Raw genomic sequence first — 16,866 nt, 5'->3', positions numbered from 1 at the left:
GTCAACCCCGACCTCCGGGCGCAGCTCGACACCGCCCGGGAGCAGGCACGCCGCGCCGCCGAACGTGCCGCCGCGGAGGAGGCGGCGGCACGCCGTGCGGCCGCGCTCGCGGCGCGCTTCACCCCCTCACACCGCGCCCGGCGCGGTTCCGACACCGACACCCGGCCCGACCCCGCCGCCCTCACCCGGCGCGGCTCCGAATCCGGCACCCACGGCCTGGACATCACCCCCGGCCTCCAGGCGGAGCTGGACACCGCCCGGGACGCGGCGCGGGTCACCGCGGCCGAAGGCACCGGCGGAGAAGAGACGCGGCGCACCGAGAAGGCCCCCGCGGGGAAGAAGAGCGATCGGCTGAAGGAGATCGCCGAGAACGCGGACCTGGGGAAGCGGACCCTCGATCCCGTGGACGCCCTGGGCAAGGGTGTTCAGGCGCCCACCGCCGCGGGCCTCGGCCAGAAGGCGACGGAACAGGCGGCCACCGCCGCGAGGCCGGACGCCACCGCGGCGGAGGCCGCCGGGGCGTCGTCGGCCTCCGCCCTGAAGCACGACGCCGCCGCCGTGGGGGTCTCCGGCGCGACGCTGAGCACCGGCGTGGAGCTCCTCGCCCTCGGGGCCAGCGTCGCGGACGCGCTCCGGAACCTGAGGACGTCCCTGCAGAAGAGGGCGGGCGCCGGGTTCCACAACGCGCGCAGGAAGGCCAAGGTCAAGGCGGCCGACGCGGCCACGAGCGTCGCCAGTACGGGTGCCAACGCCGGTGCGGTCGCCAAGGAGGCGATCAAGGTCGAGGGCGTGGCGAGCACCGCGGCCTCCGCCGAGGCGAGCGGTGTGCTCAGCGGTGTCGCCGGTGTGGCGAAGAGCGTGCGTGCCTTCCGCAAGGCCGGCATGGCGATCCACAAGCGCCGGCAACTGAAGAGGCTCCCGGACGCCGAGACCGCCCACGCCGGGCTGCTGACCGGCCTGAAGGCTCCGGCGGACGCCGAGGAACGACGCGCCAAGGCCGCGTACGACGAGGTCCTGGCGTTGCAGAGGGAGTTGACTCAGGGACGCCCTCGGGAGGGGGCGCAGGAGGCCCTGCACGCCGCCGTGCGGACCTACGAGGCGGCGGTGGAGCGCGAGGTGCGGGTCAAACTCCCCTACCTCCAGGCCCTGGACGACGCGAGGACCGTGGACGCGACCAAGAAGCTCGCGACGAAGAAGCAGGCCTCCAAGATATTCAAGGAGGGGACGGGCGGCCTGGGCGAAGGGCTGAAGGGCGCGGGAGGCATCGCGACCGTGGCCATCGTCGCCACCGGGGCCCTCGCGTCCAACCCGGCCGGATGGATCGTCGCCGCCGTGGGGGCGGGTCTGGTCGTCGTCACCGCCGGCTACAAGGGTGTCCGGTCGGGCATCGGGCGCTTCAACGAGGCCCACCACCCCGAGCGCTACACGCCGCACGGCGAGGAGGTGCCGGAGGCGAAGCCCACCTGGGAATCGCTGAAGCACGCCATGAAGGTCTGGAAGAAGGTGTCGAGGTACAAGCGCCAGCTGGCGGCGCACAAGCTCTACGCCATGCTGTCGCGGCCCGACACCCAGCCCGAGCTGCGCCGCTCCGCCGAGGAACTCCTGGTGCTGCTCAAGGCAGGTCCCGACGACCACGGGCAGAGTCCGGCCCAGTGGAGGGCGAGCTTCGCGGACCCGGACCGGAAGGCCGACTGGATCAAGGAGATCACGGACCAGCTCGGCTCCTGAGCGCGACGGGGCGGGGTCCTTTAGCAGGACCCCGCCCACGCGTCCAACGCCCTTTTCGGCCAAAGGCGTCCGGCCGCCATCCGGGCATTTTTCGCGTCAAACCCCCGACGGTTCCAGCTCGTGGTCACGAGGCTGCCACGAGGGGTGAGCACAAGCGGTAGTGTCCACTCCTGTACGTCGAACGCCGACCGCGGATACGGGAGTTCGTGGTGGTCGGGGCGCCTTTTCGGTCCCCTGCCGCTGCGAGTCCGCGTCGTCGGCGCCCCCTGCTCGTACCGGCCCTCGCGTGTTCCTGGGAGTTCCATGTCGTGCGCCTTCGCCGCCCCCCGCGTCGCTGCCGACTCCGCGGCCCGCGGTGCCCGGAACAGACGCGGGTCCGCATCCGCCCGTTGAGCCCGGTCGTCATCGGGCCGGCCGGCGCCCCGTCCCCGCGCGCCGTCCCGCCTCGGCCACCCTCGCCCACACCGACGGCTTCCGATCCGTGAGGACCTGATGACTGAACTGATAGTGACCGTCACCGCCGTACTGGCGGTAGCCGGAGTCGGGGCCGCGTGGTACTTCCGGCGCAAGGGCGAGCAGGCCCGGCGCCGGGCCGAGCAACTGCGCGACCACGCCGACCGGCTCACCCTGCAACTCGTCGCCGCCGAGCAGTGCGTGGGGCACCTCGCGTCCACCGTGATCCCGGCGGTGGCCAAGGGCGGGCCGGGCGGCGCGGGTCCCGAGGGCGGGCTGCCGGTACCGGCGCAGCTCGACGGAACGCCGCTCGCCGAGCGGCTGCGCGCGGTGCCCGGCGCGGTGGCCGCGGTGGTGGGGGACGTGCGCGCCCAGGAGCGGACGGCCGCCCAGCAGGCCGCGGACCATGCCGTCGAGCAGGTGCGGCACGACGCCGAGCGGCAGATCGCGCAGGTACGGCACGAGGCGGTCGGCGTGGCCCGGGCCGCGGTGCGCGGCTTCGCCAACAACGTCGTGGCCCGCGCGGCGAAACTTGGCCGGGCCGTCAGCCAGGGCGTACGGCGGCACATCTCGGACGAGGCGTACGCGACGCTCGTGGAGATCGACCACCTCGCGCAGCAGATGCTGCTCACGGCGTCCGGGTACGCCGTGCTGGCCGGGGACAAGCTGTCCCGGCGCTGGCCCGCCACCACGTTGACCGACATCGTGCGGGCGGCCATGGGCCGGATCGAGGGGTACGAGCGGATCAGGCACCCCGAGATGGGGTCCGTGGTGGTCGAGGGCCGCGCCGTGGAGGCGGTCGTGCACGCGCTCGCCGTCCTGCTGGACAACGCGCTGCGCTACTCGCCGCCCGCCGCCAGTGTCCACGTCTCGCTGGAGCAGGGGCACCACGCCTGCTTCCTGATCGTGGACGACGCGGGGCTGCGCATGGACGACGAGCGGCTGCTGTGGGCCAGCGACGTGATGTCCGGCGAGCAGCGCGACGACATCACCCGCCTGGGCGCCCACCCCCAGACCGGGCTGCGCGTGGCGTCGCTGCTGGCGGAGAACTACGGCTTCCGCGTCGAGCTGACCGCGCCCAACATCTATCAGGGGACCCGGGCCATGGTCGTCCTGCCGAAGAACCTGATCGTCGACCCGTCGGCGGCCCAGCCGGCGCCGCAGGCCGTGTCCCGGGCGCTGCCGCAGAAGACGGCCCCGGCCGCCGCCCAGGAAGCGGACCGGGACGCGCCGGAGGCCCCGGGCCGGACGGCGGCCACGCCTCCCGCCGCGCCCTCCCCCACGCCCGTCTCCGCCCCCGAACCGGCCGTGCCCGCCGCCGTACCCGCGTCGGCGGTCCCGCCCGCACCTTCCGCCACTCCCGCCGCCCCCTCGGCCACCACCACCGCCAGCGGTCTCACCGTCCGCCGGCGCTCCACCGCGCCCGCTCCCGTGCGCCGCCCCGCCGCCCCGGACGACACCGAGCCGGGCCGTCCCGCCGTCGCCGCCGCCTGGGCGGCCGGTACCCGACGGGGCCGGGAGGGGGAGCCGCCCTCGCAAGCCTCCGCCGACGCCATCCACACCCCCGCCGCCCACCCCACCCCCCACGACGGCGCTGACGACGAAGGACACTGATCGTGCAAGACACACACACCAACAGCCTGGGCTGGCTGCTGGACCAGGAACTCGGCAGCGTCGAGGGCGTCCGGTACGCCGTGCTGATGAGCAGCGACGGTCTGCTGAAGGCCCGTACCGAGACGATCGGCCAGGACGACGGGGAGAAGTTCGCCGCGTTGACGGCGGCGCTGCGCGCGGCGGGCAAGGCCTGGGACGAGTTCACGGGCGGCGGCGGGATGCGGCAGTTGCTGATCGAGTCGGTCGGCTGCATCGGGCTGACGACCACCGCCGCGAAGAACACCATGCTGTCGGTGTGCACGACCGGCCCCGACGCCGACGTCGGCCTGATCTCGCACCACATGGTGCGGCTGGCCACCCGCGTGGGGCACGAGCTGGCCACCGAGGAACGCGTGCCGGTCCAGGCGCGGGTGACGGCCGCGGACGGCGGCTCACCGGTATGAGCGGACCGCGGCGCGACCCCGACATGGTCCGGCCCTACGTCCGCACGGGGGGCCGGACCCGTGCGCGCGAGGACGTGCGCCTGGAGAGCGTGGTCATCGCCGCGACCGGCCCCACGGACGCCCTCGGCCCGGACGCCCGGCGGGTGATGCGGCTGTTCGCCGGCGCGGACGGCGGCCTGGCCGTCGCCGACATCGCCGCCGCGCTGGAGCTGCCGCCCTCGACGGTGCGCATCCTCGTCTCCTCGCTGATGGACTCCGGCCACCTCGCCAGCCCGGTCGCCGCGATCGACGACCAGCCCGACTTCGACCTGCTGCAGGAGGTACTCCGTGGACTTCGCTCCATGGTCTGACCGGACCGACGGGTCCGCCGGGGCCGAGGGCGCCGACCGTGCCGACCCGTCCGTCACCTACGTCCCCGCCACGGTGACCCGGTCCGCCAAGATCGTGGTCGCGGGCGGTTTCGGCGTGGGCAAGACGACCCTGATCGGCAGCGTCTCGGAGGTGCGGCCGCTGCGGATGGAGGAGCCGATCACGCAGGCCAGCGCCGGTGTGGACGATCTGCGCGGCACCCCGCACAAGACGACGACCACCGTGGCGATGGACTTCGGCCGCATCCACATGGCCGGCGGCCGGATCGCCCTGTACCTGTTCGGGCTGCCGGGCCAGTCCCGGTTCCAGCCGCTGTGGGAGGACCTGGCGGAGGGCGCCCTCGGCTGTCTCGTCCTGGCCGACACCCGCGACCTGGACGCCTCGCACGACGCCCTCGGCCTGCTCGACAGCGCCGGCATCCCCTACGCCGTCGCCATCAACACCTTCCCGGGAGCGCCGAGTTATCCCGAGGCCGAACTGCGCGAGGCGCTGGCCCTGGAGCCGCAGACGCCCCTGACGCACTGCGACGCCCGCGACCGCACCTCCTCCCTGCACGCCCTGATCACGCTCACCGAGTACCTCACCGAGCACCGTTCAGCCGCCCTCCTGGAGTCCCGCCGATGACGCCGCCCCCCGCCGAGCCCGTGCCGACGAGTCCCGCGGGCCGTATCGCCCTGTATTCACCGGAGTTCGCCGCCGACCCGCACGCCGCCTACCGGAGCATGCGCCGCACCCACGGCCCGCTCGTCCCGGTCGACCTGGCGCCCGGCGTCCCCGCGACCCTGGTGATCGGCTACTACCAGGCCCGCCGCATCCTCAACGACCCGCTGCACTTCCCGGCCGACCCGCGGGCCTGGGAGAAGCTGATCCCGGCGACCTGTCCGGTGCGGCCGATGATGGAGTGGCGGCCCAACGCGCTGCGTTCGGGCGGCGCCGAGCACGCCCGCTACCGGGCGGCCAACACCCACGCCATCGACCGGGTCGACCAGCACGGGCTGCGCGCCCTCGTCGAGAAGGTCGCCGACGGCGCCATCGACGGGTTCCGCACGGCCGGTTCGGCGGACCTGCTCACCCAGTACTCGTTCCCGATCGCCTTCAGCGTGCTCAGCGCGCTGCTGGGCTGCCCGGACGAGATCGGGCAGCGCATCGCCGACGGCATGGCGAAGATCTTCGACACCACCGACGCCGACCAGGGCAACGTGATCCTCGCCCGCGCCGTGTCCGACCTGGTGGCCCTGCGCCGGGCCCACCCCGGCGACGACATCACCTCCCGGCTGGCCCTGCACCCCGCCGAACTGAGCGACGAGGAGATGAGCCACCAGCTCGTCACGCTCTACGGCGCCGGGATCGAGCCGCTGACCAACCTGATCAGCAACACGATCCTGAAGATCCTCACCGACGAGGAGTTCTCCGCCGATCTGCACGCGGGGCTCTCCACGGTGCGCGACGCCCTCGACGCCGTCCTCTACACCGACCCGCCGATGGCCAACTACTGCATCTCCTACCCGCCGTACCCCATCGACGTGGAGGGCGTGCTGCTGCCGGCCGACCAGCCGGTGGTGATCTCGATGTCGGCCGCGAACAACGACCCGGCCCTCACCGAGGGCGTGCCCGCGGGTGGGCTCGGCGGCAACCGCGCCCACCTGGCGTGGAGCGCCGGACCGCACACCTGCCCCGCCCGCTCGCACGCCTACCTGATCGCCGAGACCGCGGTCACCCACCTCCTGGACGCGCTGCCGGAGACGGACCTGGCCCGCCCGTTCGCCGAACTGACCTGGCGGCCCGGCCCGTTCCACCGCGCCCTCGAATCCCTGCCCGTCACCTTCCCCGTCGTACAGCCCGCCGCATACTAAGGAGCCAGGTCATGGCGACCCAGCAGCCCGCCCTCGTCCTCGACCCCACCGGCGCCGGTCATCACGCCGAGCACCGCGTCCTGCGCGAGCGCGGCCCGGCCACCCGGGTGGACGTCCTCGGCGTCGAGGCCTGGTCGGTCAGCGACCCGGCCCTCCTCAAGCAGTTGCTCACCAGCCCCGACGTGTCCAAGGACGCCCGGGCGCACTGGCCCGCCTACGGCGAGGTCGTCGGCACCTGGCCGCTGGCGCTGTGGGTGGCGGTGGAGAACATGTTCACCGCGTACGGCCCCAACCACCGCAAGCTGCGCCGGCTGGTGGCGCCCGCCTTCAGCGCGCGCCGAATATCCGCGATGCGGCCCGCCGTGGAGAAGATGGTGACCGGCCTCGTCGACCGGCTCGCGGCCCTTCCCGCGGGTGAACCGGTCGATCTGCGCCAGGAGTTGGCCTACCCGTTGCCCATCGCGGTGATCGGTCACCTGATGGGCGTGCCCGAGGACCGCCGGGAGGGCTTCCGTGCCCTCGTGGACGGCGTCTTCGACACCACCCTGGACCAGGCCGAGGCCCAGGCCAACACCGAGCGGCTGTACGAGGTCCTGGACCAGCTCATCGCCGCCAAGCGCGCCACGCCGGGCGACGACATGACGTCCCTGCTCATCTCCGCGCGGGACGACGAGGGGGACGGCGACCGCCTCTCGCCGGAGGAGCTGCGCGACACCCTGCTGCTGATGATCAGCGCCGGTTACGAGACCACCGTCAACGTCATCGACCAGGCCGTGCACACCCTGCTGACCCGCCCCGACCAGCTCGCCCTGGTCCGCAAGGGCGACGTCACCTGGGGGGACGTGGTGGAGGAGACGCTGCGCCACGAACCGGCGGTCAAGCACCTGCCGCTGCGGTTCGCGGTCACCGACGTCCCCCTGCCGGACGGGCGGACCATCGCCCGCGGGGAGGCCATCCTCGCCTCGTACGCCGCCGCCAACCGGCACCCGGACTGGCACGAGGACGCCGACACCTTCGACGCGACCCGCACCGTCAAGGAGCACCTCGCCTTCGGCCACGGCGTCCACTTCTGCCTGGGCGCGCCGCTGGCCCGCATGGAGGTGACCCTCGCGCTGGAGAGCCTCTTCGGCCGCTTCCCGGACATCCGGCTCGCCGATCCGGCCGAGGAGCTGCCGCCCGTGCCCTCCCTGATCAGCAACGGCCACCAGCGGCTCCCGGTCCTGCTGCACGCCGGCTGAGCGGCGGGCGAGCGGGACCGGGCGCGGGGATGTCCGGCCGGAGCCGGCGGCTTCAGCCGAACATCCCCGGCTCGTAGTCGCCGGCGGGCTGCTGGGTGATGACGTTCAGGCGGTTGTAGGTGTTGATGACGGCGATCAGCCCGACCAGGGCGGTGAGCTGCTCCTCGTCGTAGTGCCGGGCCGCGTTCGCCCAGACCTCGTCGGAGACGCCGCCGCCGTCGGCGAGGCGGGTGCCCTGCTCGGTCAGTTCGAGGGCGGCGCGCTCCGCGTCGGTGAAGACCTTGGCCTCCCGCCAGGCGGCGACGAGGTTGAGGCGCAGCGAGGTCTCCCCCGCCTTCGCGGCGTCCTTGGTGTGCATGTCGAGGCAGAAGCCGCAGCCGTTGATCTGGCTGGCGCGGATCTTGACCAGCTCCTGGGTCGCGGCCGGGAGCGTCGAGTCGCTCACGACCTTGCCCGCGGAGTTGATGTGGCGCAGCAGCTTGCCCGCGAGCGGGCTGGCGAACACGTTGAGACGCGCTTCCATGGTGGATTCCTCCGTCGTGGCTTGCCGGTTTCTTGGTCGTACACAGCTACGACGGATGCCGGCGGCGCGATGTGACAGGCCGGAGCGCGCCCGTGTTGTGACCTGCGTCTCACTCGATCGACGTGGTTCGTTCCAGCAGTCGGCCCAGTGCATCCGTCACGGCGTCGGGGCGTTCGTCCATCACCCAGTGGCCCGCGCCGTCCAGCAGCGTCAGGTCGGCGCCGGGCACGGTCCCGGCCAGCTCGGTCGCGATCGCGGGGCTCAGGTACGGATCGGCGCGGCCCCAGACGACCGCCGTCGGACAGGCGATGTCACGCAGGCCGCGGCGCAGCTCGGGGCGGGGCGCGGTGCGGTAGTCGGCGAAGTAGTGGAGCAGCCAGCGCCGTCCCTCGGGGGTGGACATCCAGTCGACGTAGCCGTCCAGGACGCGGGGCTCCAGGTGTCCGGCGCGGACGAGCGGGGCCAGGGCGCGGCGGTGCAGGGGGGCGTAGGGCAGGCGCAGCGCCGGGCGGCGCAGGGCGGGGGTGCGGCCGAGGAGGCCGAGCAGGCTGAAGGCGGCGTACCAGCGGCGGGTGAAGGTGGCCTGGGCGCGGCTGTTGAGGATCGCGAGCCTGCGCACCCGTGCGGGGTGCCTCTGGGCGAAGCCGAGGGCGAGGAAGCCGCCGTAGTCGTGGCCGGCCAGGTTCACCGAGTCCAGCTCCAGCGCGTCGAGGAGCCGGCCGAGCCGGGCGACCTCCGTGCCGTAGTCGAAGGACAGGTGCAGGGGGCGGTCGGAGGCGCCCCAGCCGAGGAGGTCGGGGGTGACGACCCGGTGCCGGGCCGACAGGGGCGGGACCTGGTGGCGCCAGCTGCGGTGGTCGGCGGGGTAGCCGTGCAGGAGCAGGACGGGCTCGGCGCCGCGCGGTCCCGACTCCCAGCAGGCGACGCGGGCGCCGTCCACGGTGACCGTACGGCGGCGGGGCGGGTCGTAGGTGCGGGGTTGTTGCGCGGTCATCGGTTCTTCCTCCGGAGCTCGTCGCCCTCCCCCTCAACGGGCACGTACCCGCGAGCGCCGCGATCAGGGCTCGGTGTTCGGCCGAAAGGGGGCGGGGATTAGCCTCGAACGCGAACACGTCGGTTCGGTGCGGTGCAGGAGGCAGACATGGCGAAGGTTCCCAGCGCGGTGGTCGCCGCGGGCGGTCTGGTCGGCGGCTACGGCGTGGCCCGCTGGACGAAGAAGCGGCAGCTCGGCGGGGCCGTGCTCGCCGTCGCCGGGGCCGTGGCCGCGCAGCAGTGGCGGGCGCGGGCCGGCGGGAGGGCCGCGGGCGCGCTGACGGCGGCGTACGTCGCCGGGTTCGCGGGCTCGCACCCCCTGGCCAAGAAGGTCGGCGCCTGGCCCGCCGTCTTCGGCGTCGCCGGCGCCGTGGCCCTGGCCTCCTGGGCAGTCGCCGACCGCCGCGGCTGACCGGCCCGGACGGGCGGCCGAGCGAGCCGCCCGGACGAACGGGAACGGCAGCCTGGGCGAGCCGCCCGGGGAGCGACACGGACGAGTGACCCCGCCGGCCGCCCCAGGAAGGCACCCACCAGGCCGAACGGCACTACTGCACGGCTACATGGCTGCAAGGCTGCACGGCTGCACGGCACGAGTGAGCGGCCCTGACGACAGGCGGCCCGGGCAGGCGGCACCGGGGTGCCCCGGCGGCCGGGGCGGCGCCGGGGCCGTTCCGGCGGGAGGTTTGCTCAGGTCAGGTGGGTCAGGACGTTGATCACCCGGCCGTCCGGGGCCCGGACGAAGAAGCGCCGTACGCCCCACTCCTCGTCCCGCGGCTCCCGTACGATCTCGGCGCCCGACGCCGCCACCTGCTCGTAGACGGCGTCGACGTCCTCGACCTCGACGCTGAGGTCGGGGACGACGGGCGCCGTGCGCTCCTCGGTGAACAGGCTGATCTGGGCGGTGGGGTTGGACGGGGAGGCCAGGGTCGTCACCCAGCCCATGTCCATGACCTCCTCGAAACCGAGCAGGCCGTAGAAGTCACGGCTCGTGGTCCACTGCTCCTCGGCCGCGACGTGGATGTTGGGGACGATCCTGCGGATGCTCATCGGGACTCCTCGACGTCTGTGCCGGGTCGACGGGTGCGACGCTACGCGGTGCGCGCGCCGGAGCCGGTCGTTCCGGAGGATTCCGGCGCCGCCGCCGACAGCGGCTCCGCGATGTCCTCCAGCGAGCGGCGTTCCGCCTTCACCGCGAGGAACGCCGCCACCAGGCCGGCCGCGCACATCAGGCCGGCGCCGATCTGGAAGGCCAGGACCGTGTCGCCGACCACGCCGGACTCGGTCAGGTCGGCGAAGAGCAGCGGGCCGCTGATGCCGCCGGCGGCGGTGCCGAGGGCGTAGAAGAAGGCGATGGCCATGGCCCGGGTCTCCATCGGGAAGATCTCGGAGACGGTCAGGTACGCGCTGGACGCGCCCGCCGAGGCGAAGAACAGCACCACGCACCAGCAGGCCGTCATCGTCGTCGCCGTGAGCGAGCCCCGGTCGAAGAGCCAGGCCGTGCCGAAGAGCAGCAGGCCGGAGAGCAGGTAGGTGCCGGAGATCATGATCCGGCGGCCGACCGTGTCGAAGAGGTGGCCCAGCAGCAGCGGGCCGCAGAAGTTGCCCGCGGCGATGACGGCGAAGTAGTAGCCGGTGCTGCCGGTCGGCACGTCGAAGAACGTGATGAGGATCGTGCCGAAGCCGAAGGTGATCGCGTTGTAGAGGAAGGCCTGGCCGATGAAGAGGGACAGGCCGAGGACCGCGCGGCGCGGATAGCGGCCGAAGACGGTCTTGGCGATCAGGCCGAAGCCGATGGACTTGCGCTGGTGGATGGTGATCTCACCGGCCGGCGGCGGCAGCTTCTCGCCCTTCTCCTGCTCGATCCGCCGTTCCACGGAGGCGACGAGCCGGTCGGCCTTCTCGCCCTGGCCGTGGATGAACTGCCAGCGTGGGCTCTCCGGCACGTGCCGCCGCACCAGCAGCACCCCCAGGCCCAGGACGACGCCGAGGGCGAAGCTGAGCCGCCAGCCGACGTCCTTGGCGAAGATGCCGGTGTCCAGCATCACGATGGACAGCAGGGCGCCGCCGATCGCGCCGAGCCAGTAGCTGCCGTTGATGATGAGGTCGACCCGGCCCCGGTAGTGGGACGGGATCAGCTCGTCGATCGCGGAGTTGATCGCCGCGTACTCGCCGCCGATGCCGAAGCCGGTCAGGAAGCGGAAGAGGAAGAACCACCAGGACTCGAAGGAGACCGCGGTCAGCGCGGTCGCCGCCAGATAGACCACCAGCGTGATCATGAACAGCTTCTTGCGGCCGTGCCGGTCGGTCAGCCAGCCGAAGAACAGCGCCCCCGAGCAGGCACCCGCCACGTAGAGCGCGGCGGCGAGGCCGGTGATCTGGGCGGAGCTGATGTCCAGGCCGCTGCCGCTCTCGGCGATGCGCCCCGCGACGTTGCCGACGATCGTGACTTCCAGGCCGTCCAGGATCCAGACGGTGCCCAGGCCGATGACGATCATCCAGTGCCAGCGCGACCAGGGCAGCCGGTCCAGGCGGGCGGGGACGGCGGTGGTGACCGTCCCGGTGGCGGCGGGCACCGGGGCCGACGAGTCTCCTGTCATGGCGGGGGAGTGCCCCCGCCGGACGGGACTACGCCCCGAGGATTCGGGAGACCGTGTAGATCACCAGCCCGGCCAGGGAGCCGACCACCGTGCCGTTGATGCGGATGAACTGCAGGTCGCGGCCGATGTTCGCCTCGATCTTCTTCGTGGTGTGCTCGGCGTCCCAGCTCGCCACCGTGTCGGTGATCAGGGAGGTGATCTCCTTGCGGTAGGTGGTGACGACGTACACCGCGGCGCTCTCCACCCACCGGTCGACCTTGCCCTGCACCTTGGGGTCGGAGGCCATCCGGGAGCCCAGGGACAGCAGGGAGGCCCGGACCCGGAGCCGCAGTTCGCTGCGCTCGTCCTCCGCCGCCGAGACGATCATGGACCGTACGGCTGTCCAGGCGGACGCGATCAGGTCCTGGACCTCGCCGCGGCCCAGCACCTCGGTCTTCAGCCGCTCCACGCGCGCGCGGGTCTCCGTGTCGGACTGGAGGTCGGCGGCGAAGTCGGTGAGGAAACGGTCCAGGGCGCCGCGTGCGGGGTGGGCGGGCATGTCGCGCATCTCGGTGACGAAGCGCAGCAGCTCCTTGTAGACCCGGTCGCCGATCTTCCGGTCGACGAACCGGGGCGTCCATCCGGGGGCCCCGCCCTGGACGGCGTCCATCACGGAGTCGCCGTGCAGGATCAGCCAGTCGTGGGCACGGGAGACGATCAGGTCGACGGCGCGCTTGTGGCCGCCGTCGGAGACGACCCGGTCCAGCATCTTGCCGATGCCGGGCGCGATCTCCTGCGCGTCGGCCCGGCGGGTGATGGCCTCGCCGACCACCGCCTGGACGTCGGAGTCGCGCAGCACGGTCAGGGCGCCGCGCAGGGCCGCGGACAGCTCGGCCGTCACCCGGTCGGCGTGCTCGGGCACGGCGAGCCAGGAGCCGAGGCGGCTGCCGATGCCGACGGCGCGCAGCCGGTGGCGCACGACGTCCTCGGACAGGAAGTTCTCCCCGACGAACTCGCCCAGCGAGACGCCGAGCTGGTCCTTCTTCCTCGGGATGATCGCGGTGTGCGGGATGGGGATGCCGAGGGGGTGGCGGAAGAGGGCGGTGACGGCGAACCAGTCGGCGAGCGCGCCGACCATGCCGGCCTCGGCGGCGGCGGACACGTAGCCCGCCCAGGCGCCCGCGCCGTGGTGGGAGGCCCACTCGGACAGGACGTAGACCACGGCGACGAAGAGCAGCAGGCCGGTGGCGGTGAGCTTCATCCGGCGCACGCCGCGGCGCTTTTCCTCGTCGGCCGGGCTGAAGGAGGTCATCGCACGGTCGCGCACCGCCCCCGCGCCCGTACCACCGGTGTCCGCCCCCGCGCGCTCCCCCGCGCCCCCGGAACCCCCCGTGCCCCCCGTACCCCCCGTACCCCCCGCGCCCTCAGGAAGTTCCGCTTTCGTGCGTTCCATCCGCTCCACCGTTCGCTGATACGTCCCTCACACATTGTCCCTTCCTGACCGACTCCCGGAACGGAACACAAGTTCCCGGCGTCTGTCCCGGGAGGGGGAACGCCCGGGGCTCCCGCGGCCTTTCCTCCGCCCATGACGCATCATGGGTTCATCGGACCGGAGCCTCGGGGCTCCCCTCGCCCGAGGAGAACAGAACAGCATGACCCGGGGTCGTGACGGGGGTGCGGGGGCGCCTCCCACCAAGCACCGTGCCCTGCTCGCGGCGATCGTCACCCTGATAGTGGCGATCTCCGCGGCCATATACGCCGGAGCGTCCGCGGACGACGGCACCAGGGCCCACGCACTGCAGACCGGAGGCCGTCTCCCGCAGGGGGACGTCGCCCCCGCCTCGACGGGCGCCTGGGTGGGCGCCTGGGCCACCGCACCGGCCGCGGCCGAGCCGGGCACCGGGACGACCGGCATGGCGGGCCGCTCCGTGCGCAACGTCGTGCACACCTCGGTCGGCGGCACCGGCGCGCGCGTGACCCTGTCCAACCTGTACGGCCAGTCGCCGCTGACCATCACCCACGCCTCCATAGCCCTGGCCGCGGGACCCGGCACGGCGGCCGCGGTCGCCGACACCATGCGCGCGCTGACCTTCGGCGGCGACGCCCGGGTGATCATCCCGGCGGGCGGCCAGGTGATGAGCGACGTCGCCCGCATCGCCGTCCCCTACGGCGCGGACGTCCTGGTCACCACGTACTCCCCCGTCGCCTCCGGGCCGGTGACCTACCACCCGATGGCCCGGCAGACCAGCTACCTCGCCCAGGGCGACCGTACGGCGGACGTCACCGCGCTCGCGTACACCACCCCCACGCCGTACTGGCGGTACCTGACCGCGCTGGACGTGCTCAGCCACGAGGCCGACGGCACCGTCGTGGCCTTCGGCGACTCGATCACCGACGGACTCGGCGCCGCCGCCGACGCCAACCACCGCTGGACCGACGTCCTCGCCGAGCGGCTGCACCGGGCCGCCGGCGACGGCCGGGACACGCCCCGCTACAGCGTCGTGAACGAGGGCATCAGCGGCAACCGGATCCTGACCAGCAGGTCGGGGCGGCCGGCCGACAACCCGAGCGGACTGAGCCGCTTCGAACGCGACGTGCTGCACCGCACCAACGTCAAGACCGTCGTCGTCCTGCTCGGCGTCAACGACATCCTGCACAGCCCGCAACTCGCCGACCGCGACGGCATCCTCACCGGCCTGCGCACCCTCGTCGACCGGGCGCACGCCCGGGGCCTGCGGGTCGTCGGCGGGACGATCACGCCGTTCGGCGGCCACAGCGGCTACACCGGGGCCCGCGAGACGATGCGGCAGCAGATCAACGAGGAGATCCGCTCCGGCCGCGTCTTCGACGCGGTCGTCGACTTCGACAAGGCCCTGCGGGACCCCTACGACCCGCGCCGCCTGCGCTCCGACTACGACACCGGCGACCACCTGCACCCCAACGACAACGGATACGCCCGCATGGGCCGGGCCCTCGACCTGGACGCCCTGAAGGGCGCGGTACCGGTCGCGGCGTAGGCCGTACGGCCGGGAGGGCCGGGGGCCCGTGTGCCGGGCCCCCGGCCGTCAGTCCTCGCCCCGGCGGCGGCGTTCGCGTTCCTCCCGGCGCAGTTCGCGCTGCTCGTGGCGTTCCTCCCGCAGGTCGCGGACCATGTCCCGGTGGTCCTCCAGCATCCTGCGGTGGGCGTCCCGGTGGTCGGCCGGCATCCCGAGGCGGCCGCCGGGCAGCCCGCGGCCCCCGTCCCGGTCCCTGCCCTCCAGACGCTCGCGCTCCCGTTCCTGGCGGCGCTCCAGCTTCTCCTGGCGGCGCTCCTCCTTCAGCCGCTGCCGCTCCGCCCGCGTCACCTTGCGCTCCACGCCGACGCCGCCCCAGAAGGCGAAGCCCGTCACGACGACGCGCGGGGCGCCCGGGTCTCCGCGCACGCCCTCCTCGCTGTGGTCGAAGCCGCCCATGATGCCGATGCCGCGCACGACCACCTCGACACCCGGCGGCACGATCACCTGCATCCCGCCCATGATCGCGACGCAGTTGAGCACGACCTCGCCGGCCGAGAAGTCCGCCTCGCGCAGGTCGATCTCCCCGCCGCCCCAGAACGCGAACGAGGTGAACCGCCTCGGCACCGTCCAGCGCCCCTTGCGCTGGAAACCGGACATCACGGCGACCGCCCACGTGGACGAGCCCTCCGCGCCGGTGATCCGCCCGGCCCAGCCCCCGGCCCGCTCGGGCTCCTTCGTCATCGACACCCGCGGCGCCTCGGCCACCGCGCCGACCGGCAGGTCGCGGGTGATCGGCGCCAGCTCCCCGTACGTACGCGCCTTGTACGTGGCGTCCAGCCGCTCCTCGAACTCGGTCATGTCCAGGCGTCCCTCGGCGAGGGCGTCGCGCAGGACCTCGGCGACTCGTTCACGGTCGGCGTCGGATGCGCGGAGTTCCGGGGCGTCGTCGGTCATGTACAGCAGCCTACGAGGTCACCGCGCCCGGCACTACGCGCCCGCACGTTCCTCGTACATCTTCGCGATCACCGACTCGATGTCCGGCTCCCGCACCGACAGGTCCACCAGCGGATACCGGGCCGCGACGTCCGCCACCAGCCCGGCCGCCGACGCGGACGCCGGGAACGCCAGCCACTGCCGCGGCCCCTCCACCCGCACCACCCGCGCGGGCTCCGGCGCCTCGATCGGCGGCAACTCCCGTTCCAGGTCCACCACCAGGGTGCGTTCGCTCTCCCCCGCCTCGTGCAGGCCCTCCAGCGGACCGTCGTACATCAGCCGGCCGTGGTCGATGACCATCACGCGCGAGCAGAGCTGCTCGATGTCCTGGAGGTCGTGCGTGGTCAGCAGCACCGTCGTGCCGCGCTCGGCGTTCAAGTCCCGCAGGAACCCCCGCACCTTGGTCTTGGAGACGACGTCGAGCCCGATCGTCGGCTCGTCCAGGTAGACCACCTCCGGGTCGTGCAGCAGCGCCGCCGCGATGTCGCCGCGCATCCGCTGCCCCAGGGAGAGCTGCCGCACCGGAACGTCCAACAGGTCCTGGAGCTGGAGGAGTTCGACGCAGCGGTCAAGGTTCTCGCGGTAACGGGCGTCGGGGATGCGGTACATGCGGTGCATCAGCCGGTAGGAGTCGATCAGCGGCAGGTCCCACCACAGCGTCGTGCGCTGCCCGAAGACCACCCCCATGCGGTGCGCCAGCCGCGTCCGCTCCCGGGACGGGTCGATGCCCGCCACCCGCAGCCGGCCGCCGCTCGGCGTCAGGATGCCGGTGAGCATCTTGATCGTCGTCGACTTCCCGGCGCCGTTCGGGCCGATGTAGCCGACCACCTCACCGCGCGACACCGTGAACGACAGCCCGTCCACGGCACGCACCTGCCGCCGCTCCCGCTTCAGGAAGCCCGTCTTCTTGCGCACGTCGAAGACCTTCTCCACGCCCTCCAGCTCGATGAAGGCCGCGGCACCCGCCCCGGTCACCGGCTCCGGACCCGTCGTCCGCGTCGTCCGCGGCCTCTGCTTCCGCGTCGACTCCGTCATCTCCGCCCTCTCC

General features: G+C 73.2%; 16 protein-coding genes. 9 read left to right on the top strand and 7 right to left on the bottom strand.

From position 1 onward, the window contains the following. The 7 genes from Sdi02f_RS35145 to Sdi02f_RS35115 all read left to right on the top strand — a co-directional run. Window positions 1-1,728 (top strand): hypothetical protein (locus Sdi02f_RS35145; RefSeq protein ID WP_159107704.1); only part of this gene is annotated, 1,728 nt, incomplete at its 5' end. 492 nt (window positions 1,729-2,220) lie between these two features. Next, window positions 2,221-3,795, top strand: a complete 1,575-nt coding sequence (locus Sdi02f_RS35140) for an ATP-binding protein (protein ID WP_030401966.1) — start codon at window positions 2,221-2,223, stop codon at window positions 3,793-3,795. A gap of 2 nt (window positions 3,796-3,797) precedes the next feature. Next, entirely contained in the window at window positions 3,798-4,238 is a 441-nt protein-coding gene (locus Sdi02f_RS35135) for a roadblock/LC7 domain-containing protein (protein ID WP_030401967.1), read from the top strand. Next, on the top strand, window positions 4,235-4,588 hold the full coding sequence (locus tag Sdi02f_RS35130) for a DUF742 domain-containing protein (RefSeq protein ID WP_030401968.1): 354 nt from the start codon (window positions 4,235-4,237) through the stop codon (window positions 4,586-4,588). Before Sdi02f_RS35135 ends, Sdi02f_RS35130 begins: the two co-directional genes overlap by 4 nt. Then, window positions 4,566-5,231 (top strand): GTP-binding protein, encoded by a 666-nt coding sequence (locus Sdi02f_RS35125; RefSeq protein ID WP_370592324.1) that lies wholly within the window; start codon window positions 4,566-4,568, stop codon window positions 5,229-5,231. The genes Sdi02f_RS35130 and Sdi02f_RS35125 overlap by 23 nt, the downstream gene beginning before the upstream one ends. Continuing rightward, window positions 5,228-6,460, top strand: a complete 1,233-nt coding sequence (locus tag Sdi02f_RS35120; protein WP_030401970.1) for a cytochrome P450 — start codon at window positions 5,228-5,230, stop codon at window positions 6,458-6,460. Before Sdi02f_RS35125 ends, Sdi02f_RS35120 begins: the two co-directional genes overlap by 4 nt. An 11-nt stretch (window positions 6,461-6,471) precedes the next feature. Continuing rightward, a complete protein-coding gene (locus Sdi02f_RS35115; RefSeq protein ID WP_030401971.1) occupies window positions 6,472-7,698 on the top strand; it encodes a cytochrome P450 family protein in 1,227 nt (408 codons plus the stop codon). A gap of 52 nt (window positions 7,699-7,750) precedes the next feature. Here the strand turns inward: Sdi02f_RS35115 and Sdi02f_RS35110 are convergent, their stop codons facing one another. After that, a complete protein-coding gene (locus Sdi02f_RS35110; protein ID WP_031084259.1) occupies window positions 7,751-8,221 on the bottom strand; it encodes a carboxymuconolactone decarboxylase family protein in 471 nt (156 codons plus the stop codon). Window positions 8,222-8,330: 109 nt separating this feature from the next. Next, entirely contained in the window at window positions 8,331-9,215 is an 885-nt protein-coding gene (locus tag Sdi02f_RS35105) for an alpha/beta fold hydrolase (RefSeq protein ID WP_108934756.1), read from the bottom strand. 147 nt (window positions 9,216-9,362) lie between these two features. Here Sdi02f_RS35105 and Sdi02f_RS35100 point away from each other — a divergent pair, with 147 nt between their 5' ends. After that, window positions 9,363-9,665, top strand: a complete 303-nt coding sequence (locus Sdi02f_RS35100; RefSeq protein ID WP_030401974.1) for a hypothetical protein — start codon at window positions 9,363-9,365, stop codon at window positions 9,663-9,665. Between the two features lie 275 nt (window positions 9,666-9,940). On the opposite strand, the gene Sdi02f_RS35095 is transcribed toward Sdi02f_RS35100, so the two are convergent. The 3 genes from Sdi02f_RS35095 to Sdi02f_RS35085 are packed head-to-tail and all read right to left on the bottom strand — an operon-like array spanning window position 9,941 to window position 13,282. Further along, window positions 9,941-10,300, bottom strand: coding sequence for a VOC family protein (locus tag Sdi02f_RS35095; RefSeq protein WP_030401975.1), 360 nt, complete (start codon window positions 10,298-10,300; stop codon window positions 9,941-9,943). 41 nt (window positions 10,301-10,341) lie between these two features. Beyond that, complete coding sequence (locus Sdi02f_RS35090) at window positions 10,342-11,850, bottom strand: MFS transporter (RefSeq protein WP_108934755.1); 1,509 nt, start codon at window positions 11,848-11,850, stop codon at window positions 10,342-10,344. A 28-nt stretch (window positions 11,851-11,878) separates the two neighbouring features. Then, entirely contained in the window at window positions 11,879-13,282 is a 1,404-nt protein-coding gene (locus tag Sdi02f_RS35085; RefSeq protein WP_108934754.1) for a DUF445 domain-containing protein, read from the bottom strand. A 199-nt stretch (window positions 13,283-13,481) separates the two neighbouring features. Between Sdi02f_RS35085 and Sdi02f_RS35080 the strand changes: the two genes are divergently transcribed. Next, window positions 13,482-14,846 (top strand): SGNH/GDSL hydrolase family protein, encoded by a 1,365-nt coding sequence (locus Sdi02f_RS35080; protein WP_030401978.1) that lies wholly within the window; start codon window positions 13,482-13,484, stop codon window positions 14,844-14,846. Between the two features lie 48 nt (window positions 14,847-14,894). Here the strand turns inward: Sdi02f_RS35080 and Sdi02f_RS35075 are convergent, their stop codons facing one another. Next, window positions 14,895-15,779 carry a DUF1707 SHOCT-like domain-containing protein gene (locus Sdi02f_RS35075; RefSeq protein ID WP_030401979.1) on the bottom strand — a complete coding sequence of 295 codons (885 nt, stop codon included), beginning with the start codon at window positions 15,777-15,779 and terminating at the stop codon, window positions 14,895-14,897. Window positions 15,780-15,812: 33 nt separating this feature from the next. Further along, a complete protein-coding gene (locus Sdi02f_RS35070) occupies window positions 15,813-16,853 on the bottom strand; it encodes an ABC transporter ATP-binding protein (RefSeq protein WP_245962279.1) in 1,041 nt (346 codons plus the stop codon). Window positions 16,854-16,866: the final 13 nt, after the last annotated feature.

The sequence above is a fragment of the Streptomyces ardesiacus genome, assembly GCF_003112575.1.
Classification (GTDB): Bacteria; Actinomycetota; Actinomycetes; order Streptomycetales; family Streptomycetaceae; genus Streptomyces; species Streptomyces ardesiacus.
Note: the sequence above shows the minus strand (reverse complement) of the source record. Positions and strands in the feature narration are given on the sequence as shown.